This window comes from Sphingomonas sp. S-NIH.Pt15_0812, from assembly GCF_003951315.1.
GTDB lineage: Bacteria > Pseudomonadota > Alphaproteobacteria > Sphingomonadales > Sphingomonadaceae > Sphingomonas.
Genome location: NZ_QLJH01000026.1, coordinates 19725 through 40953, shown reverse-complemented (window position 1 = coordinate 40953; position 21229 = coordinate 19725). Strand labels below are relative to the sequence as shown.

Here is a 21229-nt window from a genome sequence, read left to right as displayed (position 1 = left end):
CGGACGCGGGAGATGGCTTGAACGGGGGGCTTGCGCCCGCGATCAAGCAGGGCGCGCCGCTCGACGTGCGACCGCGATTGCTGGGCGCCCTGCTCGACGATTCGGTCCGACGCTTCGGCAATCGCGCCGCGATCGACTTCATGGGCCGGATCACCCGCTGGGGCGAATTGGGCGCGGCGGTCGATCGGGCGGCGGCGGGGCTGCAATCCCTGGGCGTCGTGAAGGGAACGCGGGTCGCGCTCTGCCTGCCCAACACGCCCTATTACCCCATCCTGTTCTTCGCGACGCTCAAGGTCGGCGGCATCGTCGTCAACGTCAACCCGCTCTATGTCGAGCGCGAGCTGCACCATCTGATCGCGGATTCGGGCGCGGAGATCATCGTCACCTGCGATCTGGCCGAGATCCAGGCGCGCGTGCTCAAGGTGGCGGGCGAGACGATGCTGCGCCATGTCGTCAGCTGCCCGATCGCCGACGCGCTGCCGTTCGCGAAGCGGATCGGCTACCGGCTGGTCAAGCGCCGCGAGATCGGCCGCGCGCCCCGCGACGCGCGGCACCTCTACTTCCGCGACCTGATGGCGCGCGGCGCGACTCCCGTGCCGGTCGCGGTCGCGCCCGACGACGTGGCGGTGCTGCAATATACCGGCGGCACCACCGGCGTGCCCAAGGCGGCGATGCTGAGCCATGCCAACCTGGTGTCGAACGCCGATGCGATGGTCGCGCATGTCGGCGGCGAGGCGGCGGAGCAGGATCGGGTGCTGGGCGTGCTGCCACTGTTCCACGTCTTCGCGCTGACCAACGTCCTCACCTTCTCGGCGCGGACGGGGGCGGAGATGATCCTGCTGCCCCGGTTCGAGCTGAAGCAGCTGCTCGCCACGCTGAAGCGGACGCGGCCGACCTATTTCCCGGCGGTGCCGACCATCTACAACGCGCTCGCCAATCTGCCCGAGGGCGAGCGGCCCGACCTGTCGGCGATCAAGGTCTGCATCTCGGGCGGCGCGCCGCTGCCGATCGAGGTGCGCCACGCCTTCGAACACCATACCCGCGCCAAGCTGGTCGAGGGTTACGGCCTGTCGGAGGCGTCGCCGATCATCACCTGCAACCCGTTCGAGGGCGTGAACAAGGAGGGATCGGCCGGCCTGCCCTTTCCCGGCACGACGATCGAGATCCGCGACCGCGAGAATCCGACGCGCATCGTCGCGACCGGCGAGAAGGGCGAGATCTGCGCGCGCGGGCCCCAGGTGATGGCCGGCTATTGGCACAAGCCCGCCGAGACCGAGGCGGTGTTCGCCGAGGGCGCGCTGCGCACCGGCGATGTCGGCTATCTCGACGCGGACGGCTATCTGTTCATCGTCGACCGGATCAAGGACATGATCCTGTGCGGCGGCTACAATGTCTATCCGCGGGTGATCGAGGAGGCGCTGTACGAGCATCCCGAGGTCGCCGAGGCGGTGGTGATCGGCGTCGCCGACCGCTATCGCGGCCAGGCGCCCAAGGCGTTCGTGACGCTGACCCCCGGCGCATCCGCGACGGCGGAGGGGTTGCGCGACTTCCTGCGCGACAAGATCAGCAAGATCGAGCTTCCGCGCGAGGTGGAAATCCGCGAAAGCCTGCCCAAGACGTTGATCGGCAAGCTGTCCAAGAAGGAGCTGGTCGAGGAAGAGGTCGCGCGGGCGGCGCGGTCGGGGGACAATGGGGGAGTGGCCGGTGAGCCAAGATGATCGGGACCTGCGCGGCATCCAGGAGGTGGCGACCAGCCTGGGCGTGACGCAACGCACCCTGCGCTTCTACGAGGATCGCGGGCTGATCCAGCCGCTGCGCATCGGTTCGACGCGCGTCTATACGCGGCGCGACACGGCGCGGATGCAGTTGATCCTTCGCGGCAAGCGGCTGGGCTTCTCGCTGCGCGAGATCGAGGAGTTCCTCGATCTGTACGATGCCGATCCGCAGCATGTGGAGCAGATGCGCCGCCTGGCCGGTCGCTGCCGCGAGCGGATCGACGAACTGGAGGTGCAACGCCACGCCATCGACCAGACGCTGGTCGAACTGGCGACGATCGAGCGCGAGGCGCTGGCACGGATCGAGGAGCCGGTGGCCGGGGGGTGAGGGGCGTCCGTGCTGGAAAGGCGCAATGCCGGTTCGAACGGCATCGGGAAACGGCGGGTCCGGCTTTCGCGTCGCATCACCCGAAAGTAGAGGTGGCGGCCTGGACCCCATCGGATACGGTATGAACGATATGCCAGCAAAATCCTTCGACACGCAGATCGACCTGTATCGCAAACTTCGAACATCATGGTCCGCCGAAACCGCCAGTCCTCCGGAAAGCTGGTCCGCTGAAAACCCCGCGAAAAATCATTGCAGCGTCACGGCATTGATCGTGCAGGATCATTTCGGGGGAGATATCCTTGCTACCGGGACCGTTGGCGGCACGCACTTCTACAATCGCATCGACGGTACAAGGTGGGATCTGACGGTCGGTCAGTTTGCCGAGCCCATCCCGTTCGACGATATTCCGTCGTCGCGCGATGCGGCGATGCGCGACACGACTCCGGAGAAATATCAAATCATTACGCAGCGCCTCCAGGCATCGCGCTGATCGTGTAGGCCGCGCTCGCGTCCAGAGCGCAGTCCCCATACCAATCCAAAAGTAAAATCTACGTTATTTTTTAGTTGATACCGGTTCGCATCCGCATTAGCGGGAACGCGTTGGGAGAGGCTCATTCCGTAGGGGGAATTCATGCTGCCTAACCGTTTCCCGCGTCCGTCGACGCGGTCCTATTCTGTTGCCCTGTCGCTGGCGGCCATGATCGCCGCCGCGCCGGCACAGGCGCAAAGCACCACGCCGACCGCGTCCGAAACCGGCGGCGGCGACGATATCGTCGTGACCGCCACCGGCTTTCAACAGAAGCAGGAGGATGCGCCGGCCTCGGTCACGGTCATCGACGGCGCGGACCTGCGCCGTCGCGCGATCCATAACCTGGCCGACGCCGTGCGCGACGTGGAGGGCGTCGTCGTCAACGGCAACGCCAACGAACGCGACATCCAGATGCGCGGCATGCCGGGCGACTATACGCTGATCCTGGTCGACGGCCGCCGGCAGAGCGCGCGCGAATCGCGGGTCAACGGCAATCGCGGCTATGAGCAGAGCCTGACCCCGCCCGCCGCCGCGATCGAGCGGATCGAGGTGGTGCGCGGACCGATGTCGTCGCTCTACGGCTCGGACGCGATCGGCGGCGTCATCAACGTCATCACCCGCCGGCCGACCCCGGTGTGGAGCGGCACCCTGTCCTATGACTATTCGCTGCGCCAGCATGGCGACCAGGGCAATGAAGGTTTCGTGCAGGGCTATATCAGCGGGCCGGTGATCGGCGGGCTGCTGGGCGTGCAGGCCTGGAGCAGCTATCTGGGCCGGGCGGCGGACGACAATGTCCTGGTCACCAACGGCTTCGCCCGCGCGCGCAACCGCAGCGCGACCGGACGCGCGGTGCTGACCCCGGCGGCGAACCAGGAACTGATCCTGGAGGGCGGCGTGTCGCGGCTGCGCAACGGGCAGGGCATCAGCCCCAATTGGTCGACGCGCCAGCAGGACAATAATCGCGACTATTGGTCGCTGATGCATAATGGCCGCTGGGGCCGGCTCGCCTCCTTCCTGTCCTATCTGGACGAGACTTCCAGCCGCGAAGGACTGGCGACGCCCGCCCAGACCGATGTCTTCGGACGCCGGCCGGAGGTGCGCAACCAGGTGTTCGACGCCAAGCTGGTCCTGCCGACCACCCGCAACACCACCACCATCGGCGTGCAATGGCTGCGCACCGGCCTGCGCGACTGGAACCAGGCCAATCGCGGCAAGCCCAACGAGCGGGAATATGAGCGCTATTCCGTGGTCCAGCGCGGCATCTTCGCGGAGACGGAATGGCGGGTCTCGCCGGCGCTGAGCCTGACCGGCGGTGTCCGGCTGGACGACCATCAGAAATATGGCCGGCACGTCAATCCGCGCGCCTATGCCGTGTGGCACGTCACCGACCGCTGGACGCTGAAGGGCGGCGTCGCGCGCGGCTTCAAGGCGCCGGAACTGCGCGCCGTCATCCCCGGCTATGCCGTGGTCCGGCGCAATCGCTTCGTCCAGTTCGGCAATCCCGACCTGAAGCCGGAGAGCAGCACCAATTACGAAGCGACCGCCATGTGGTCGAACCGGACCGGTATCTCGGCGGGCGCGACGATCTTCTACAATGATTTCCGCGACCAGCTGTCGACGGTGACCACCAGCCGGCGCTGGGAGGGGTTGCAGGTGCTCGATCGAATCAACGTCAACCGCGCATCGATCCTGGGCGTCGAGGTGAGCGGACGCTGGCGGATCGATCCCGCCTTCTCGGTGCGCGGCAACATGACCTATCTCGATTCCGAGCAGAAGAGCGGCCCGAACAAGGGCGCGCCGCTGGCCCTGACACCGAAATGGAAGGGCAATGTGCGCGGCGACTGGGAGATCAGCCAGGCGACGCGGGTGTGGACCTCGATCAACTATTATGGCCGCGAATATCAGGCGCGGATCACCGGTGAATCCGCCCCCGCCTATCTGACGGCGGACCTGCTGGGCAGCCATGACCTGGGTCGCGGGTTCCGGGTCCAGGGCGGCATCTACAATATCGGCGACAAGCGGCTGGACGATGCAACCTATAGCACCGTCAATTACGGCCGGACCTTCTGGATGGGCGTGTCCGCCAACTTCTGAGGCGCGCCGAACGTCGATCGGGCCCCGCTCACTGCCCGAACACGCCCCGTCGATAGAGCAAGGTGATCGCCACCCGGCGGTTGCGGGGGTCGGCGGGGTTGTTGGCGATCATCGGCTCGCGGTCGGCGACGCCCTCGATCCGGTCGAACCGCGCTTCGGGGAGGCCGCCCAGCGCCAGGCGGCGGCGGGTCGCCTCGGCGCGGCCGGTGGCGAGCATCCAGTTGTTCATCGCGCGCGGGTCGCCATAAGGCACGCTGTCGGTATGACCGCGGATCATGATCGGATTGCCCATCGGCGCGATCGACTGGGCGATCATGCCGATCAGATCGCCCGCGCGCCCGTCCAGCACCGTCGTGCCGCTGGCGAACATCGAATAATCCGCGTCGTCGACCAGGTCGATGCGCAGGCCGTCGGCGGTGCGGACGAAGCGGATATGGTTGGCGAGCCTGGCGAGCTGCTTCGACCCGGCGATCTTGGCCATCACCTGGCGGCGCATCGCCTCGAAGGATTTCAGATCCTCGGCCCGGCTGGCCGGCGTGCTGCGCAGCGAGCCCTTCTTGCCGAGGCCACTTTCGGGACCCTGCTGCTCGATCGGCGCGGCCAGGCCCATCGACGCGACGCGCGCGGCGGCGGCCTTGGGTCCCAATTTGTTGTTCGACATCAGCGATTCGCCGCCGAGCAGGCCCGAGCCGCCGATGCCGATCGCATGCGTGTCGATCAAGGTCGGCGCGAAATAGTCGGCGATGCCCTTGCGCTGCTTCTCGGTCGTGGCGCCCAGCAGCCAGAGCAGCAGGAAGAACGCCATCATCGCGGTCACGAAATCGGCATAGGCGACCTTCCACGCGCCGCCATGATGGCCGCCGCCGCCCTCGATATAGATCTTCTTGACGATGATCTTGGGCGGGATGTTGTGGCCGTGCGGTGCCGCCTTCGCCATGTTACTTGCCCCTCAGCCCATCGAACACCTCGGCGAAGCCGGGCTGGTTCTTGTGCGCGATGCCGGCGCGTGCCGCCTCGATCACCAGGGGCTGCGGATGGCCGTGGAGCGAGGCGATGATGATCTGCTTCACCACGTCATAGATGGCGGCGTCGGCGTCGATCACCTGCTTCAGCCGGCCCGCCAGCGGCGAGACGATGCCATAGGCGAGCAGCACGCCCATGAAGGTGCCGACCAGCGCCGACCCGATCATCCCGCCCAGCACCGAGGGCGGCTTGTCGATCGAGCCCATCGTCTTCACGATGCCCAGCACCGCCGCGACGATGCCGAGCGCGGGCAGCGAATCGGCCAGGCTGGTCAGCGTGTGCTGCGGCCCCTCCACCTCGTGGTGGTGGGTCTTGATCGCATGGTCCATCACGTCCTCGACCGCATGGACGTCGAGCGTGCCCGACGACACCACCACCAGCCGCAGCGTGTCGGCGATCATCGCGATGAGCGTATGGTCCTTCAACAGCTTGGGATATTCGGCGAAGACGGCGGAGGAGGCGGGGTCCTCGACATGCGGCTCCACCGCGATCGGCCCCTCCATGCGCAGCATCTTCATCAGCTTCGACACCAGGAAGATGGTGTCGAGATAATCCTGCTTCTTGTATTTCGGGCCCTTGAACACCTTGGCCAGGCCGCCGCCCATCGCCTTCAGCTCGGCGCCCGAATTGCCGATGATGAGCGCGCCCGCCGCCGCGCCGCCGATGATGAGCATCTCGTGCGGGATCGCCTCCATGACGGGGCCGAGCGCGCCGCCCGTGAAGGCGAAGCCGCCGAACACCATGACGAGCAGGACCACGAGGCCGATGGCTGGAAACATGAACGCGACACCCCCGGTATCCGGCCAAGGCCGGCTTGATGTTCAACGGGTTAACCGGACTTCCTCGCCAATCCGTTACCACCCGGAAAAATTTGCCGGGTGCCCGGCGCCCAATTCCGCTCCGTCGCGGCGCGCGCGATGACGATCCGGGGTCAGGGGACCGTCATGCTGGTGCCGGCGACTCAGCGCAGATAATCGAACAGCGACAGGCCGGACAATTTGGTGAAGCTGGCCTGGGTCGCCGACAGCGCGGTCATCAGCTGCTGCAATTCGATCACCGCCGAGGTCACGTCGGTGTCCTCCAGCTTGGAGCGCAGGTCGCCGCGATCGGTATTGGCGGTGGTCGCCAGCGACTGTTGCAGCTCGACCCGCGCCGATCGCGCGCCGATCGACGCCTGAACCAGCGAGACCTGGTCGGTCGCGGCGCTGATCTTGTCGAGCGCGGCATTGGCGGCGCTGCCGTCGGTGGCATTGTCCTTTAGCGCGGCGGCGAGATCGGACAGCATCTTCAACGTGTCGGTGCCGTCGGCCTGGGTGAAGATGCGCGCGGCGCTCTCGGTCGCCTGCACGCTCTGGCCATCGGCGATCGGCACTTCGGACACGTTGATCGGCGCATAGGTGAAGCCGCCGCCGGGATTCTGCACCACGGCGGGCGTGCCGTCCGGCGTGCCGAACAGCGGCTGGCCGCGTACGTTGCGCGTATTGGCCAGGCCGGCGATCGCGCCGACGATCGACTCCAGCTCGGTGCCGATGATCTTGCGCGTCTCGGAATTCTGGGTGCCGGTCGCCGCCTGGGTGGTCAGCTCGCGCGCGCGCTGGAGCTGGGTGGCGATCTGGCCCAGCACGCCGTCCGCCTGGGTCAGGAGCGATCCGGCCAGCGTCATGTTCGCGCCGTAAGCGGCGGCGTCGCTGTCCTTGCGCGCCAGTTCGGCGAGCTGCTGCGCCACCGCCGGGTCCTGCGACGGGGTGGTGATCCGCTTGCCGGTGGCGATCTCGGTCTGCAACGTCTGCGCGCGCGCCGACATGGACGACAGGCGTCGCGCATTGCTGTCGTAGAAGCTGGCGGTGGAAAGCTGCACGCCCATCAGCGAATATCCAATATGGTCTGGAGGGTGTCGCGCGCGATCTGGATGACGCGGCTGGAGGCCTGATACGCCTGTTGATAGCGCATCAGCTCCACCGCCTCGCTGTCCAGATTGACGCCGGTGGTGCTGGTCAGCGCCGACATCGCGCCGTCGCGGATCCCGCCCTGCGCGGCGGCGATGGTGTTGCGCTGGTCGAGCGTGCTGGCATTGTTGGTGATCGTCGCGGTCAGCGAGGCTTCCCAGCCCTTGGCCCCGCGAAGCCCCTCCAGATCGGTCAGCTTGCTCGAGTCGCGCCTGCCGCCGCCCGGATCGGCCGCCGCGATCTGCGCGCCGCTGGTCAGCGCGACGGCGATGTCGGTGGGCCGAGTGCCGACCGTGAACATCGCCTGCCCGGCGGCGCCGGTCTGGTCCTCGCCCGCCTTCTGGTTGGCGTTGACCCGGGCCACGAAGTCGGCGGCGACATCCTCCACCTTCTCGCGCGCGGCCGAGACGCGCTGCGCCCCGTCGACGATGCCGGCAAGCGCGCCGCCGCTGGGCGACAGGATGCCGACCCCGCCGTTCATCGACACGGCCAGCACGACCTCGCCCTTGGCCCGCTGATAGGCGACCGCGCCGGACAGGTTCTGGTTGACGAAGGCCTGGCCGTTCGCGCCGCCCAGCTTGACGTTGGTGCGGCCGAGCGAGTCGGTGGTCACGTCGATATCGACGATCGCGCTCATCTGGTCGAGGATCTGATCGCGCTGGTCGGTCAACTGCGCGGCGGCGGCGGTGTTGGGCGTGGTGCGGCCCAGGCCGTCATTGATCTGGACCAGCGCGCGGCCCAGCGCGTTGAGCTGGGTCGTCGCCTGGCGGCCCGCCGCGTCCATGTCCTGGTCGATCTGGTCGAACGACTGGCCGGTGGCGGTGAAGGCGATGCCGAGCGACTCGGCGGCGCTCAGCATCCCCTGACGCAGCGCGGTGGAATCGGGTTCGGCGGCCAGCGTATTGGCGCTGCCGAAGAAGCCGGTCATGCGCGCCGACAATTCGTTGCCGGTCAGCGTCTTCTCGATCCGGTCGAGCCATTGCACGCCCGCCGTGGTGCGCGACAGGTCGGCGGATGCGCTCCGCACCGCCTGGCTGGCATAGACGTCGGTGGAACGGACGATGCCGGTCATCAGCACGCCATTGCCCGCCGCCGGCACATCGACCAGCCCGGCGCCCGCGCCCATTTCGGTCAGCCGCACGCTGCGCCGGACATAGCCGGCCGCGCCCGAATTGGCGATGTTCTCGCCGGTCACGGACAGCGCGCTCTGATAGGCGCGGACGCCCGAGGCGCCGATGGACAGGAGGTCGCTCATGACCCGCCCTTATCGTTCGGGAGTCTTAAGATCGGCTTGCGATTTCGCCAGGAACTCGCGCATCGCTTTACCGATTCCCAAGGGCGTATGCTCCGCCATCGCCTTGACGGTCATCTGGTCCTGCATGTCGCGGAAGGTGTCGAGCGCCTTGCTGTCGAACAGCGGGTCGGCCAGCTTCGCCTGGCGCATCGACTTCAGCATCATGCCGGTGAAGACCGATTCGAACTGCTTGGCCGCCTTGTCGAGATTGGCGCCCGTCGCCAGCCGCCGCGCATCGGCGGGGCCGGTCGAGGCGGCGGTGGCGAGCGGTGCGGGCGTGGTGATGTCGGTCACAGGACGATCAGCTCCGCCTTGAGCGCGCCGGCTTCCTTCAGCGCCTCCAGGATGGCGACCAGGTCGGCGGGCGATGCGCCGATCGCGTTCACCGCCTTCACCACATCGGCGAGACGCGGACCGGGGGCGAGCAGGAACATCGGCTTCTTCTCCTCGTCGATCGCGACGTTGGACTTGCGCTCCAGCGCGGTCTGGCCCTGGCTGAAGGGGGCGGGCTGGCTGATCCGCTGGTTCTCGTCGATCCGCACCGTCAGCTTGCCATGGGTGACGGCGGCGGGGCCGACGCGCACGGCGGAGTTGATCACGACGGTGCCGGTGCGCGCATTGACGATCACCTTGGCGGGCGGCTCGGCGGAGACGACGTCGAGATTCTCGATCATCGACATCAGCGTCGCGCGCCGGTCCGCGCCGGTCGGCGCGCGCACCGCGATCGACACCGCGTCGATCGCCTCGGCCACGCCCAGGCCCAGCTTCTGGTTGATCGCGCCCGCGACATTCTGCGCGGTGGTGAAGTCGGCGCGCGCCAGGTTGAAGGTGAGGGTGGGGGCGGTGTCGAAGCCGGTGGCGACCGCGCGCTCGACGGTCGCGCCCTCGGGGATGCGGCCGGTGGAGGGGACGTTGACGACGATCTTCGACCCGTCCGCGCCCTCCGCGCCCAGGCCGCCGACTGCCAGATTGCCCTGCGCCATCGCATAGATCTGCCCGTCGGCACCGAGCAGCGGCGTCAGGATCAGGCTGCCGCCGCGCAGGCTCTTGGCCTTGCCCATCGAGGCGACGGTGATGTCCAGCCGCTGGCCCGGCTTGGCGAAGGGCGGCAGCTCGGCGGTGATCATCACCACCGCCGCATTCTTCATCCCCGGATTGGCATTGGGCGGCAGCTGCAGGCCGAAGCGCGAGGCGACCGCCTTGAGCGACTGGACCGTATAGTCCAGATTGTCGTCGCCGGTGCCGGGCAGGCCGACGACCACGCCGTAACCGGTGAGCTGGTTCGAGCGGATGCCCTGGAACCCGCCGAGATCCTTGATCCGGTCGGCGGTCGCCGGGGTGGCGAGGATCAGCGCGGCGAGCGCGGCGAAAAAGACTCGGAGCATGGCGGCAACTTTTGCCGGGTGCTTGGTTATCAAAGCGTTAGCCAGCGGTGTTTTTCCGATCCGCCCGCTGCAAGACCTTGGCGAAGACCCCTTGTCGTCATCCCGGCGAAGACCGGGATCCAGTCGGGGGACGTCTGCGAGTCGTTCAAAGCGACCCGTAACTGGACCCCGGCCTCCGCCGGGGTGGTAGAAGGGGGGAAAGTGGTGGTCCGCCATCAGAACGGACTCACCACCGAGAAGAAGCGCGACAGCCAGCCCTGGCGGCTGGCGCGGGCCACGTCGCCCTTGCCGGTATAGGCGATCTGCGCGTCCGCCACGCGCGTCGACAGCACGCGGTTCTCGCGATCGACATCGGCGGTGCGGACGATCCCCTTGATCCGGACGAACTCGTCGCCGCGATTGAGCGTCAGGCGCTTCTGCCCCTGGACCAGCATCGTGCCGTTGGGATAGACCTCGGCCACCGTCACCGACACCTCGCCCGACAGCGAATTGGCCTGGTCCGCCGCGCCCTTGCCGTTGAACGCGCGCCCGCCGCTCGCCGTGGCCGACGAGGGCGGGAACAGGTTGAGCAGGCCGGTGGTCGGCGGCGTGATCCGGCCCGACCCCTGGCTGTCGAGCTTGGAGGAGGCGGATTTGGACGCCGCCGTCTGCTCGACCAGCACGATGGTCAGCGGATCGCCGACCCGGCGCGCGCGCCAGCCCTCATAGAGCGCCGCATAGCCCTGCGACGCGGCGAAGATCGAGCCGGTCGCCGGCTCGACCGGGACGGGCGGCGCGGCGCGGGCGGCGGAGAAATCCTCCGGCGGGGCCTTCTTGCCGAACAGCCCGGCCTGGACGGGCGAAGGCGCGAGGGCGAGCACGACGATCGGCACGAGCGCGAGGCGGGGCGACATGGGCTGGGGTCCCGATCAGAGGTTCTGGTTGACGTATTTCAGCATGTCGTCGGCGGCCGAGATCATCTTGCTGTTGACCTCATAGGCGCGCTGCGTCTCGATCATGTCGACCAGTTCCTCGACGACGTTGACGTTCGACGCCTCCAGCGATCCCTGGCGCACCTTGCCGCGCCCATCCAGGCCGGCGACGCCCAGGTTCGCCGCGCCGGACGCGGCGGTCTCGGTCAGGTAATTGTCGCCGGTCGCCTGCAGGCCGCTGGCGTTGGGGAAGCTGGCGACCTGGATCTGCCCGAGCTGGGTCGGCTCGTTCTGCCCCGGCACGGTGGCCGAGACGGTGCCGTCGGTGCCGATCGTGATCGCGGTGGCGTTCTCCGGAATGGTGATGCCGGGCTGGACCTGATAGCCCTCGCTGGTCACCAGCAGCCCCTCGGCGGAGCGGGAGAAATTGCCGGCGCGCGTATAGCCGAGCGTGCCGCCGGGCAGCTGCACCTGGAAATAGCCGTCGCCGTCCAGCGCCAGGTCCAGGCTGTTGCCGGTCTGCTGCATCGACCCTTGCGTGTCGATCCGCGCGGTGCCCTGCACCTTGACGCCGGTGCCGAGGTTGAGGCCGGTGGCATAGCGCGTCTCGGCGGTCGACTGCGCGCCCGGCGTCGTCACCACCTGATAGGAGAGCGTCTCGAAATTGGCGCGGTCGCGCTTGAAGCCGGTCGTGTTGACGTTGGCCAGGTTGTTCGAGATGACGCGCATCCGCATGTCCTGGGCGTCGAGCCCGGTGCGCGCGATGTGCATGGCGGCGTTGGTCATGGTTCTTCCCTCAGCTCGGCAGACGCAGCAGCGAGGTGCTGCTCTCGTCCATGTCCTTGGCGGACTTCATCAGATTGGCGGTGACTTCGTAGCTCCGCTGGTTCTCGATCATGTCGACCAGCGCCTGGGTCATGTTGACGTTGGAGCCTTCCAGCGCGCCGCCCTGCACGCGTGCGTCCAGATCCTCGGGCAGCGTGCCGCCGCCCCGGACATAGAGCAGGTTGTCCAGCCCCTTGACCGTGTCGGTGCCCTTGGCCGAGGCCAGCTTCAGCTTGTCGACGATCTGCGTCTGCGAGGCGTCCGCGCCCTGCGGCACGATGGTGATGCTGCCGTCCGCGCCGATCGACACGGAGGAGGCGGGCGGCAGCGTGATCGGGCCGGACTGGCCCATGACGATATGGCCGTCGCCGGTCTGCAGCACGCCCGACGGCGCGATCTCCAGGTCGCCGCGCCGCGTATAGGCTTCCTGTCCGTCGGCGGCCTGCACCGCGATCCAGGCATCGCCGGCCACCGCCACGTCGAGCGGACGACCGGTCTGCTGGATCGCGCCGGCGGTACGATCGGCATCGGTCACTTCCTCGGCGCTCGGCATCCGCGCCGCGATCTGCGCGCCGCCGCCCTTCAGCTCGATGCGGTCGAACACCACCCGGTCGGCGCGGAAGCCGGTGGTGGAGCCGTTCGCCATATTGTTGGCGATCGCCGCCTGCGCCGCCATGTGCGCGCGCAGGCCCGTCGCCGCGGTATAGACCAGCTTGTCCACCCCGTACCTCCCTTACGCGTCCGATCAGGTGCGGATGTTGAAGATCGTCTGCGAGATCTGGCTGGCGGTATCGAGCGCCTTGGCGTTCGCCTGGAAGTCGCGCTGCGCCGCGATCAGGTTGACCAGTTCCTCGGTGATGTCGACATTCGACCGCTCGATCGTGCCGCTCATCAGGTTGCCGAAGCCGTTGGCCCCGGCCGCGCCCAGCTTCGCCTCGCCCGACACGCCGGTCGACTGCCAGTAACTGGAGCCGAGCTGGCGCAACCCCTCGGGGTTGGAGAAATTGGCGAGCATCACCTGGCCCAGCGCCTGGGTGTCGCCGTTCGAGAAGCTGGCCTTGACCAGCCCGGTCTCGTCGATCGACACGCCCTGGATCTGGCCGACCGGCTTGCCGTCCTGGCCGCGATCGGTGACGTTGAACGGCTGCGACAGCTGCGTCGTGTCGACGCCGAACTGGAAGCCGAACTGCTGCGGCGCGGTCGCGCCCGCCGTGGTGAACTCGTCATAGGGGATTTGCGTCACCGGGTCGGTGATCGCGCCCGACGCGTTGAAGGTCAGCGTCGTGGCCTCCGCGCCCTTGCTGGTCAGCTGCTTGTCGCCGACGAAGCTGTAGACCTTCCAGGTCGAACCGTCATTGGCGGTCTGCGGCGTCGTCTCGCGCACGAAATAGTTGGTCAGCGTCATCGCGTTGCCCGCGGTGTCGTAGATGGTGGTCTGCGCCGACTGGTTGTAGCTGGACGGATCGAACCGGTCGAACGCCTTGGCGGTCGGGATCGACGCATTGGCGTTGAGGTTGAGCGACATGGTGACGTTCTTGGTCGGCACCGCGACGCCGCTGGTGGCGGGCAGCTGGAGGCTGGTTGCCGAATCGATGCCGGTCGCGACCACCGCGCCCGACCCGTCGACCGGATAGACCTGGAGATGGCCGCCCTGCGAGTCGACGACATAGCGGCTGGAGTCGACGAAGAAGCCGCCATTGCGCGTGAAGTTCACCTTCGCGCCGCCGACCTCCGGCTTCACCACGAAGAAGCCGTCGCCGGACACGGCGAGGTCGAGCGAGTTGGCCGACTGGATCAGGTTGCCCTGGCCGAACTGCTGGCGGTTCGCCTTGACCACGGTGCCCGAGCCGACCTGCTGCGCCGGGTTGAGCGACACCGAGGAGGCGATGACGTCGGCGAATTCGGTGCGGCTCTTCTTGAAGCCGTTGGTCGCGACGTTCGCCAGGTTGTGCGAGATGGTCGACATCTCCGACTGCGACGCCTGGAGACCGGAGAGCGAGGTGTAGAAGGACATGGGGATTGCTCCTGGAAAAGGGGCTCAGCCGATCTGGCGAACGGCGCTGACGGGGACTTCGCCGAGACCGGGAAGCGTGAGGACGGTGGCGCCGCTGGTGGTCGAGACCGAACCGACCGGCGCCCAGACGAGGTTGGTGGCGGGCACGGTCTTGCCCGCCGACTGGGCCGCGACGGTGACGGTGAAGGGGCCGCTGCCCGCCTCGCCGCCATCCTGCGTCTTGCCGTCCCAGTCATAGGCGACGGTGCCCTTGGGGCTTGCCCCCAGGTCCATCTGCTTCAGCACGTTGCCGCTCGGGTCGGCGATGCTGACGGTGACGCGCGAGGCGGCGTCGCCCAGCTCGACCGCGCCGGTCAGGCCGCCGCCGGTGCGGCCATAGGCGGTGCCGCCCGGCGTCTGCACGGTCTTGCCGATATAGGCCATGGCGTCCGAGGCGGTGGTCGCGCCCAGCTTGTCCTGGATCGCCTTCAGCGTCGTCGACATCTCGGAAATGCCGGCGAGCGAGGAGAATTGCGCCATCTGCGCGACCATCTGGGTATTGTCGACCGGGTTGAACGGATCCTGGTTCTGCATCTGCGCGGTCATCAGCTTCAGGAAGTCCGACTGGCCGAGTGAGGTGGAGGCCGAGGACTGGACCTTCGCGGCGCTGCTGCTGCGCGAAATGCCGAGGCCGGCGAGCGTGGAGTCGAAAGCGGTCGAGGTCGTCATCGTCAGCGCCCGAGCTTGAGGGTGTCGATGATCAGCGACTTGGCGGTCTGCATCACCTCGACATTGTTCTGGTAGCTGCGCGCGGTCTCCATCATGTCGACCAGTTCGCGCGATTCATCGACCGCCGCGTCGAAGACATTGCCGTCCTTGTCGGCCATCGGATTGGCGGGGTCGTAGCGCTTGGTCGGCGCTTCGCCCGCGGTCACGACCTTTTCGACATCGACGGTCGCCATGCCGCTGGCGGCGTCGAAGCTGGTGCGGAACACCGGCTTCATGGTGCGATAGGCCGCCTCGGCGGAACCGGCGGCATTGCCGACATTGGCCAGGTTCGACGCGGTGGTGTTCATCCGAACGAGCTGCGCCGACATGGCGCGGCCCGAAACCTGGAAGATGGAGAGCGGGTTGGACATGGCTTATTCGCCCTTCAGCGCGCGGGTGACCTGGGCGATGCGGCCGTTCAGAAAAGAGAGCGTCGTCTGATATTGGACGGCATTCTCGGCAAAGGCGGTCTGCTCCTCGTTCAGTTCGACCGTGTTGCCGTCCATCGAGGTCTGGAGCGGCACGCGATATTTCATCGCGCCCGCGACCGCCCCCTGGTTACCGCCCTCCATCGACGACAGCGCCGCGCCGAAATCGATGTCGCGCGCCTTGAAGCCGGGGGTGGAGGCGTTGGCGATGTTCGACGCCAGCACGCCCATGCGCTGCGACCGTATCTGGAGCGCGGCTCCATGCACGCCGAACAATGTGTCTGCTGCCACTTGGGCCTCCCTGGACGCCCGGATTGGCGTTCGAGAGTGACTAAGCAATGGTCGTGCCAGTTTGTTGAGTGAGGTGTCTTCTATCCTCTCTTGTTCCCCGGCGAAGGCCGGGGCCCAGTTGGGAGACGATAGCGATGACGCTCGGCTCTCCGTTACAACCACCTTTCCAACTGGGCCCCGGCCTTTGCCGGGGAACAGCATGGGGGAAGGGTTCCGCCCCTCCGGCAGGAATTTGCCGGTCGGCGGCAAGCGGGCGCGGGTCCTATTGCCGGTTGGCGGGCAAGTCCCTGCCAGGCCATTGGAAATCCTGCTTGGCCCGATCCTTGCTGATCCACCCACGATGGAATTCGCGATGTTCTTCGATCCGGTCGCCTTGGCGATCGTCGGCGGCGGTACGACCCTTGCCGCCCTGCTGCGTACGCCGCTTCGCGACGTCGCGCGCGGCCTACGCGCGCTCGCCACGCTGGCGCGCACGCCGTTCGCCGCCGAGCCGCTGCTCCAGCAGGTCGCCGCCCTGTCGCGGATCGCGCGGCGGCACGGGGTGATGGCGCTCGACCGATCGGTGCTGACCGACCCCGATGTCGCCGCCGCCGTCGCCGCGATCGTCGACGGTGCGGACAGCGAGGCGGTGGCGCTGCTGGTCGCCGATCGCCGCCGCACCCGAGCCGAGCGGCATTGCGCGGCGGCGGAGCTCTGGGCGGCGGCGGCGGAAGCGGCGCCGGCGATGGGCATGGTCGGCACGCTGATCGGCCTGGCGCGCATGTTCGCCGCCATGGACGATGTCGCGACGATCGGCGCCGGCATGGCGGTGGCGCTGCTCGCCACGCTCTATGGCGCGGTGCTTGCCAATCTAGTGCTGCAACCGATCGCCGGCCGCCTGCGCGGCGCGGCACGGGCCGAGGCGTTCGAACGCGCGCGACTGGAAGCGCCGCTGGTGGCGCTCGCCCGGCGCGAGGCCCCGCTGGCGCTGGCGAGCGTGGCATGACCGACTTTCCCGAACGAATCCCCGGCCGGCCGCTCTGGCTGGTGACGCTGGCCGATCTGGCGCTGTTGCTGCTCGGCTTCTTCGTGCTGCTGCAGGCCGGCAAGGTCGATCCCGCGCGGCTGGCGCATGGCGTCCGCGCCGGCTTCGACGCCGAGGCGCCGCCGCTGCCCGTCGCGGCGATGCGGATCGATGGCTTCGCGCCCCGCTCGGCGGCGCTGCCCGGTGCCGCGCACGGGGTGCGCGAATGGGCGCGTGCGGCGCTGGCCGATCCGCGCGTCTCGATCACCGTCACCGGCGGGGCGGGGGCGGCCGCCACCGATGTCGATCCCGCGACCGGTTCGCCCGCGCTCCTCGCCGCCGATCGCGCCCGCGCCGTCGCCGCGCAGGTCGCCCCGCTCGATCCCGCCCGCGTGTCGGTCGCCACCGCGACCGGGCCCGCCGCCGTCACCCTCACCCTCGCCTTCACCGGCGAAAGGACCCACCCATGATCGTCGCCCTGCTGCTCGCCGCCGCTGCTCCCGCCGCCTTTCAGGATATCGCCGCGCTCGACCGCGCGGTCGCCGGCTTCACCGGACATGCGCTGGGCGAGGAGGGTGGCGCGCGCACCCCGATCGATGCGCGCCTGCGGCTGCGCGCCTGTCCGATGGCGGCGATCGCCTGGCGCAGCGATGCGCATGACGCGGTGACGATCTCCTGCACCGGTCCCGACTGGCGGCTGTTCGTGCCGGTCCGTCGCAGCGTGCCGGTGGTGAGCGTCGCCGCCGCCGCGCCGCGCGTCGTCCCGCCGGTCAAGGCGGAGCCGGTGATCCGGCGCGGCGACCCGGTGGTGATCGAGGCGGGGTCGGAGGGCTTCGCGATCAGCCGCGAGGGCGTGGCGATGGCCGATGCCGCGCCCGGCGCGCGCTTCCTGGTCCGGGTGGAGGACGCCAAGGCGCCCGTGCAGGCGATGGCGCTTGCGGCCGGCCGGGCGACGCTGCCGAGCTGGGGTGACTGAATTATTTCGCTAAAGCCGGCGCGCGACCGGCCGTTTCCTGGCTTGTCGGTGTAACCCGAAAGGCTGGACATGGTGGACTCGATTGGTTGGAAGGCAGGTGGGACGTCGCGGATCACCGCTTCGACCCCCATCGCGCCCGTCGCGAAGGTGGTGACCAGTGCGTCGCCCGAACCCGCCGCCGTGCCCGTCGCCACGGAATCGACGCGCCTCGCCAAGTCGATGGCCGCCGCGCCGCCGGTCGATACCGATCGCGTCGCCCAGATCCGCCGGGCGATCGCGGACGGCAAGTTCCCGCTATCCCCCTCGACCATCGCCGATCGGCTGATCGCGCTCAAGCTGGAGTGGAAGTCCAATGAACAGGCGTGACGCGCTCGTCCGGGTGATCGAGGCCCTTCATGCCGAGATCGCCGCGCTGAAGGCGAACGACGCGCGCGCGCTGGAGCGGGCGACCGCCGACAAGCTGTCTGGCATCGACGCGGTCGCCGCGGCGGGCACCGGTCCGGCCGGCATCGACCTGCGCGAGCTGGCCGAGGAAGCGCAGCGGCTGAACGAGACGTGCCGCATCTATGTCAACCTGCTGGCGGCCAATACCCGCCGCCGCCTGCAAGGCCTGACCGGCGACAGCTTCGCCGGCCACCGCATGTCCGCCTTCGCATAGACGGCACCGCCCTTTACCCCTGCCGGCCGGGCGGATAGCCATGCTGCCGAGCGAAATCGCGGGGGCAGGGCGTGGTGGATCGAGGAACGACGGCACCGCGCGGCGTCCGGCCGCTGCTGTTCCTGCTGGTCTGGCTGTCGGTCGCCTGGTTCGGATCGTGGGAGCTCAATCCCAATAACGCCACGCGGATGTTCGCCGCGCTCAGCCTGGTCGAACAGGGCGATGCGACGATCGACGAATATGCGCCGCTGACGATCGACAAGGCGCAGTTCGGCCCCCACGCCTATCTCGACAAGGCCCCCGGCATGACGCTGATGGCGCTGCCCGCCGTCGCTATCGTCGACCGGTGGAGCGGCACGACCGCCGCCGGACTGAATCTTTCCTTCTACGATCCGACCCTGGCCCGCTTCCTGCGCCTCCGGATGCGCGTCGCGGTGGCGACGGGGCCGGCATGGCTGACCGCATTGGCGGCGGTGCTGTTGTTCGACTGGGGCATGGCGCTGACCGGTCAGGCGGGGGCGGGACTGGTCGCGGCTTTGGGCTATGCTCTGGGCACGCCGATCTGGGGATGGTCGGGCACGATCACCGGCCATGCGGTGGTGGCGGCGCTCTATGTCATCGCCGGCTGGTGCCTGTGGCGCGCGACCGGGCCGGGCGAGCGCCGCGTCGGACTGGCGCTGGCGGGCGGCATGGCGCTGGGCTGGGCGGTGGTCGTCGAATATCAGGCGGTGCTGGCGGGCGGCGCGATCGCGCTCTGGGCGGCGGCGCGCGCCTGGCCATGCGCCGAGCGCTGGCGCGTGCTCGGTTTCGCGGCGCTGGGCGGCGTGGCGATGCTGGTGCCGCTGGCCCTCTACAACCTGCTCGCCTTCGGGACGCCGTTCCGAATCGCCTATGCCGGGGTGACCGGTTTCGCGGGCATGCAGCAGGGGCTGTTCGGCCTGACCTGGCCCCGGCCCAAGGTGCTGCTGGAGATCGTGCTGGGCGACCGACGCGGCTTGGTCTGGGTCGCGCCGATCCTGGTGCTCGGCGTGCCGGGACTGGCGCGGCTGGCGGATGATGCACGGACGCGCGGGCTCGCCGCCATGGCGGGTGGCGTGGTGGCGATCGTGCTGCTGGTCAACGCCGCCTATTTCTATTGGGACGGCGGCAATTCCACCGGGCCGCGCCATGCCGTGCCGGCGATCGGGATGCTCGCGCTGGGGCTGGCGCCCTTTTGGGCGGAGCGGGAGCGGTGGGGGCGGGTCGCGACCGCCGCGCTGCTGGCGCTGTCGATGGCGGTCAACCTCGTGATCGCCGCCGCCGACATCTTCGCGCCGCCGGACTATCGCTGGCCCGTCTGGACCTATGTGATCGAGCAACGCTTCCGCCCCGGCGCATTGCAGACCTGGCCGAGCGAATGGCTGGGCTGGTCGCCATGGAGCGGCCTGTCCGCCTATCTGGCGGTCGCGCTGCCGCTGATGACGGTGCTGCTCTGGCAGGTCAGGCGCGGTTCTTGCGGATGCCCCGCACCCGGTGCCAGACATAGAGGCTGATCGCCGCGACCAGCACCAGCCCGATGGCGAGGTCCGCCTGGTGGAACGCCGCCTTCAGGCGCGGATCGCTGTTCCACTTGTCGCCCAATGTCATGCCGACCCAGGCGAGGCCCAGGCAGAAGGGCCAGGAGCCGATGAAGGTATAGAGGTGGAAGGGGATCAGCGGCATCCGCGCGACGCCGGCCGGAAAGGCGATGAAGGTGCGGATCACCGGCAGCAACCGGCCGATCAGCACCGCCGCCGGACCCCAGCGGCGGAAGAAGCGGTCCGCCGCATCCAGCTCGTCCGCGCCGATCAGCAGGTAGCGGCCCCAGCGTTCCGCCACCGGCCGGCCGCCGCGCTTGCCGACCTCATAGGCGACGATCGAGCCGAGATTGCAGCCGATCGCCCCCGCCGTCGCCGCCAGGAACAGGTCGAACCGTCCGGTCGACACCAGATAGCCGGCGAACGGCATGATGAGTTCGGAGGGGAGCGGGATGCACGCGCTCTCGATCGCCATCAGCAGCGCGATGCCCCAATAGCCGCCGCCCGAGATCACCGCGATGACGAACGCGGCGAGCGTCCCCAATATCTTTTCGACCATGGCCCGCCGCTTGGCCGAGCGCGTCCAAGGGGTCAATCCGCATCAGCCGGGCGGGAACTGGTCGGTACGCCTGTCGGTTGGCGCGGGCATGACCGATCTGACCCTGAACGACGGCCGCGCCATGCCCCAATTGGGCATGGGCACGTGGCAGATTTCCGATCCCCAGGCGGCGGCCATCGTCCGCCAGGGGATCGACCTGGGCTACCGCCTGGTCGACACCGCCGCCATCTATGGCAACGAGCGCGGCGTCGGCGATGGCGTGAAGGCCAGCGACGTGTGGGTCACCACCAAATTGTGGAACGATCGGCAGGACGATGCCGAGGCGGCGCTGGACGAGAGCCTGGCGCTGCTCGGGCGCGACTCGGTCGACCTGTATCTGATGCACTGGCCGGTGCCGGGCGCGGACCTCTATGTCGCGGCATGGCAGGCGATGGTCCGCCTGCGCGAGGCGGGCAAGGCGCTGTCGATCGGCGTGTCCAACTTCCTGCCCGAGCATCTCGATGCGATCATCGACGCGACCGGCGTCACCCCGGCGGTGAACCAGATCGAGCTGCATCCGACCTTCCAACAGCGGGACAGCGTCGCCTATCACCAGGCGCATGGCATCGTGACGCAGAGCTGGAGCCCGATCGGCCAGGGCAAGGCCCTGCTCACCGACCCGCGCATCACCGCCATCGCCGAACGGCACGGCCGGTCGGCGGCGCAGGTGGTGATCGCCTGGCATCTGGCCAAGGGCTATTCGGTGATTCCCAAGGCGTCGAGCGCCGAGCATCTGAGCGACAATCTGGCGGCGGCCGACTGGACGTTGGACGCGGAGGACATCGCCGCGATCGACGAACTCGACTCGCCCGACGGCCGGTTGGGACCGGACCCGCGCGAGATGTGAA

General features: G+C 68.6%; 25 protein-coding genes. 11 read left to right on the top strand and 14 right to left on the bottom strand.

The features are described from left to right. Positions 1–17 precede the first annotated feature (17 nt). From BRX43_RS15425 to BRX43_RS15410, 4 genes are all read left to right on the top strand, one after another. Positions 18–1718, top strand: a complete 1701-nt coding sequence (locus BRX43_RS15425) for a long-chain fatty acid--CoA ligase (protein WP_277600167.1) — start codon at positions 18–20, stop codon at positions 1716–1718. Then, a complete protein-coding gene (locus BRX43_RS15420; protein WP_241214988.1) occupies positions 1705–2103 on the top strand; it encodes a MerR family DNA-binding transcriptional regulator in 399 nt (132 codons plus the stop codon). Before BRX43_RS15425 ends, BRX43_RS15420 begins: the two co-directional genes overlap by 14 nt. Before the next feature lie 121 nt (positions 2104–2224). Then, positions 2225–2593 carry a hypothetical protein gene (locus BRX43_RS15415; protein WP_206433242.1) on the top strand — a complete coding sequence of 123 codons (369 nt, stop codon included), beginning with the start codon at positions 2225–2227 and terminating at the stop codon, positions 2591–2593. Positions 2594–2734: 141 nt separating this feature from the next. After that, positions 2735–4726, top strand: a complete 1992-nt coding sequence (locus BRX43_RS15410) for a TonB-dependent receptor (protein WP_206433241.1) — start codon at positions 2735–2737, stop codon at positions 4724–4726. Between the two features lie 28 nt (positions 4727–4754). On the opposite strand, the gene BRX43_RS15405 is transcribed toward BRX43_RS15410, so the two are convergent. From BRX43_RS15405 to BRX43_RS15345, 13 genes are all read right to left on the bottom strand, one after another. Continuing rightward, a complete protein-coding gene (locus tag BRX43_RS15405; protein WP_125995977.1) occupies positions 4755–5663 on the bottom strand; it encodes a flagellar motor protein MotB in 909 nt (302 codons plus the stop codon). Between the two features lies 1 nt (position 5664). Next, on the bottom strand, positions 5665–6528 hold the full coding sequence (gene motA, locus BRX43_RS15400) for a flagellar motor stator protein MotA (RefSeq protein WP_125995976.1): 864 nt from the start codon (positions 6526–6528) through the stop codon (positions 5665–5667). 182 nt (positions 6529–6710) lie between these two features. Then, positions 6711–7613: a flagellar hook-associated protein 3 gene (locus BRX43_RS15395; RefSeq protein ID WP_241214987.1), complete on the bottom strand. Its 903-nt coding sequence runs from the start codon at positions 7611–7613 to the stop codon at positions 6711–6713. Further along, on the bottom strand, positions 7613–8950 hold the full coding sequence (gene flgK / locus BRX43_RS15390) for a flagellar hook-associated protein FlgK (protein ID WP_125995975.1): 1338 nt from the start codon (positions 8948–8950) through the stop codon (positions 7613–7615). Before flgK ends, BRX43_RS15395 begins: the two co-directional genes overlap by 1 nt. Before the next feature lie 9 nt (positions 8951–8959). Beyond that, positions 8960–9283 carry a rod-binding protein gene (locus BRX43_RS20945; RefSeq protein WP_241214986.1) on the bottom strand — a complete coding sequence of 108 codons (324 nt, stop codon included), beginning with the start codon at positions 9281–9283 and terminating at the stop codon, positions 8960–8962. Then, positions 9280–10374 (bottom strand): flagellar basal body P-ring protein FlgI, encoded by a 1095-nt coding sequence (locus BRX43_RS15380; protein WP_125995974.1) that lies wholly within the window; start codon positions 10372–10374, stop codon positions 9280–9282. Before BRX43_RS15380 ends, BRX43_RS20945 begins: the two co-directional genes overlap by 4 nt. A 215-nt stretch (positions 10375–10589) precedes the next feature. Next, positions 10590–11267, bottom strand: coding sequence for a flagellar basal body L-ring protein FlgH (locus BRX43_RS15375; protein WP_125995973.1), 678 nt, complete (start codon positions 11265–11267; stop codon positions 10590–10592). A 15-nt stretch (positions 11268–11282) separates the two neighbouring features. Continuing rightward, a complete protein-coding gene (gene flgG, locus BRX43_RS15370) occupies positions 11283–12071 on the bottom strand; it encodes a flagellar basal-body rod protein FlgG (RefSeq protein ID WP_125995972.1) in 789 nt (262 codons plus the stop codon). A 10-nt stretch (positions 12072–12081) separates the two neighbouring features. Continuing rightward, positions 12082–12831 (bottom strand): flagellar basal body rod protein FlgF, encoded by a 750-nt coding sequence (gene flgF / locus BRX43_RS15365; RefSeq protein WP_125995971.1) that lies wholly within the window; start codon positions 12829–12831, stop codon positions 12082–12084. 24 nt (positions 12832–12855) lie between these two features. Then, entirely contained in the window at positions 12856–14124 is a 1269-nt protein-coding gene (locus tag BRX43_RS15360; RefSeq protein WP_125995970.1) for a flagellar hook protein FlgE, read from the bottom strand. Positions 14125–14148: 24 nt separating this feature from the next. Further along, positions 14149–14832, bottom strand: a complete 684-nt coding sequence (locus tag BRX43_RS15355) for a flagellar hook capping FlgD N-terminal domain-containing protein (protein WP_125995969.1) — start codon at positions 14830–14832, stop codon at positions 14149–14151. A gap of 2 nt (positions 14833–14834) precedes the next feature. After that, positions 14835–15242 carry a flagellar basal body rod protein FlgC gene (gene flgC / locus BRX43_RS15350; RefSeq protein ID WP_125995968.1) on the bottom strand — a complete coding sequence of 136 codons (408 nt, stop codon included), beginning with the start codon at positions 15240–15242 and terminating at the stop codon, positions 14835–14837. A gap of 3 nt (positions 15243–15245) precedes the next feature. Then, complete coding sequence (locus BRX43_RS15345; RefSeq protein WP_125995967.1) at positions 15246–15590, bottom strand: flagellar basal body protein; 345 nt, start codon at positions 15588–15590, stop codon at positions 15246–15248. A 340-nt stretch (positions 15591–15930) separates the two neighbouring features. On the opposite strand from BRX43_RS15345, the gene BRX43_RS15340 reads away from it, so the two are divergent. From BRX43_RS15340 to BRX43_RS15315, 6 genes are all read left to right on the top strand, one after another. After that, positions 15931–16575 (top strand): MotA/TolQ/ExbB proton channel family protein, encoded by a 645-nt coding sequence (locus BRX43_RS15340; protein WP_125995966.1) that lies wholly within the window; start codon positions 15931–15933, stop codon positions 16573–16575. Next, on the top strand, positions 16572–17063 hold the full coding sequence (locus tag BRX43_RS15335; protein ID WP_125995965.1) for a flagellar motor protein MotB: 492 nt from the start codon (positions 16572–16574) through the stop codon (positions 17061–17063). The genes BRX43_RS15340 and BRX43_RS15335 overlap by 4 nt, the downstream gene beginning before the upstream one ends. Continuing rightward, positions 17060–17569 carry a flagella basal body P-ring formation protein FlgA gene (locus BRX43_RS15330; protein WP_125995964.1) on the top strand — a complete coding sequence of 170 codons (510 nt, stop codon included), beginning with the start codon at positions 17060–17062 and terminating at the stop codon, positions 17567–17569. The genes BRX43_RS15335 and BRX43_RS15330 overlap by 4 nt, the downstream gene beginning before the upstream one ends. A gap of 69 nt (positions 17570–17638) precedes the next feature. Next, positions 17639–17935, top strand: coding sequence for a flagellar biosynthesis anti-sigma factor FlgM (gene flgM, locus BRX43_RS15325; RefSeq protein WP_125995963.1), 297 nt, complete (start codon positions 17639–17641; stop codon positions 17933–17935). After that, positions 17922–18227, top strand: coding sequence for a flagellar protein FlgN (locus tag BRX43_RS15320; RefSeq protein WP_125995962.1), 306 nt, complete (start codon positions 17922–17924; stop codon positions 18225–18227). Before flgM ends, BRX43_RS15320 begins: the two co-directional genes overlap by 14 nt. Before the next feature lie 71 nt (positions 18228–18298). After that, positions 18299–19759 (top strand): hypothetical protein, encoded by a 1461-nt coding sequence (locus tag BRX43_RS15315; protein WP_206433240.1) that lies wholly within the window; start codon positions 18299–18301, stop codon positions 19757–19759. Here BRX43_RS15315 and BRX43_RS15310 read toward each other — a convergent pair. Next, positions 19707–20342 (bottom strand): DedA family protein, encoded by a 636-nt coding sequence (locus tag BRX43_RS15310; RefSeq protein WP_125995961.1) that lies wholly within the window; start codon positions 20340–20342, stop codon positions 19707–19709. The two genes, BRX43_RS15315 and BRX43_RS15310, sit on opposite strands and share 53 nt — an antisense overlap. An 88-nt stretch (positions 20343–20430) precedes the next feature. Between BRX43_RS15310 and BRX43_RS15305 the strand changes: the two genes are divergently transcribed. Further along, entirely contained in the window at positions 20431–21228 is a 798-nt protein-coding gene (locus tag BRX43_RS15305) for an aldo/keto reductase (RefSeq protein ID WP_125995989.1), read from the top strand. Position 21229: the final 1 nt, after the last annotated feature.

Coding starts and splice junctions, on each gene's coding strand:
- BRX43_RS15335 (WP_125995965.1), top strand. CDS start 16,572: ATGACCGACTTTCCCGAACGAATCCCCGGCCGGCCGCTCTGGCTGGTG.
- flgG (WP_125995972.1), bottom strand. CDS start 12,071: ATGACCAACGCCGCCATGCACATCGCGCGCACCGGGCTCGACGCCCAG.
- flgK (WP_125995975.1), bottom strand. CDS start 8,950: ATGAGCGACCTCCTGTCCATCGGCGCCTCGGGCGTCCGCGCCTATCAG.
- BRX43_RS15355 (WP_125995969.1), bottom strand. CDS start 14,832: ATGACGACCTCGACCGCTTTCGACTCCACGCTCGCCGGCCTCGGCATT.
- BRX43_RS15410 (WP_206433241.1), top strand. CDS start 2,735: ATGCTGCCTAACCGTTTCCCGCGTCCGTCGACGCGGTCCTATTCTGTT.
- BRX43_RS15375 (WP_125995973.1), bottom strand. CDS start 11,267: ATGTCGCCCCGCCTCGCGCTCGTGCCGATCGTCGTGCTCGCCCTCGCG.
- BRX43_RS15310 (WP_125995961.1), bottom strand. CDS start 20,342: ATGGTCGAAAAGATATTGGGGACGCTCGCCGCGTTCGTCATCGCGGTG.
- BRX43_RS15405 (WP_125995977.1), bottom strand. CDS start 5,663: ATGGCGAAGGCGGCACCGCACGGCCACAACATCCCGCCCAAGATCATC.
- BRX43_RS15415 (WP_206433242.1), top strand. CDS start 2,225: ATGAACGATATGCCAGCAAAATCCTTCGACACGCAGATCGACCTGTAT.
- BRX43_RS15340 (WP_125995966.1), top strand. CDS start 15,931: ATGGAATTCGCGATGTTCTTCGATCCGGTCGCCTTGGCGATCGTCGGC.
- BRX43_RS15320 (WP_125995962.1), top strand. CDS start 17,922: ATGAACAGGCGTGACGCGCTCGTCCGGGTGATCGAGGCCCTTCATGCC.
- flgM (WP_125995963.1), top strand. CDS start 17,639: ATGGTGGACTCGATTGGTTGGAAGGCAGGTGGGACGTCGCGGATCACC.
- BRX43_RS15360 (WP_125995970.1), bottom strand. CDS start 14,124: ATGTCCTTCTACACCTCGCTCTCCGGTCTCCAGGCGTCGCAGTCGGAG.
- BRX43_RS15330 (WP_125995964.1), top strand. CDS start 17,060: ATGATCGTCGCCCTGCTGCTCGCCGCCGCTGCTCCCGCCGCCTTTCAG.
- BRX43_RS15305 (WP_125995989.1), top strand. CDS start 20,431: ATGACCGATCTGACCCTGAACGACGGCCGCGCCATGCCCCAATTGGGC.
- BRX43_RS15380 (WP_125995974.1), bottom strand. CDS start 10,374: ATGCTCCGAGTCTTTTTCGCCGCGCTCGCCGCGCTGATCCTCGCCACC.
- flgC (WP_125995968.1), bottom strand. CDS start 15,242: ATGTCCAACCCGCTCTCCATCTTCCAGGTTTCGGGCCGCGCCATGTCG.
- motA (WP_125995976.1), bottom strand. CDS start 6,528: ATGTTTCCAGCCATCGGCCTCGTGGTCCTGCTCGTCATGGTGTTCGGC.
- BRX43_RS15395 (WP_241214987.1), bottom strand. CDS start 7,613: ATGGGCGTGCAGCTTTCCACCGCCAGCTTCTACGACAGCAATGCGCGA.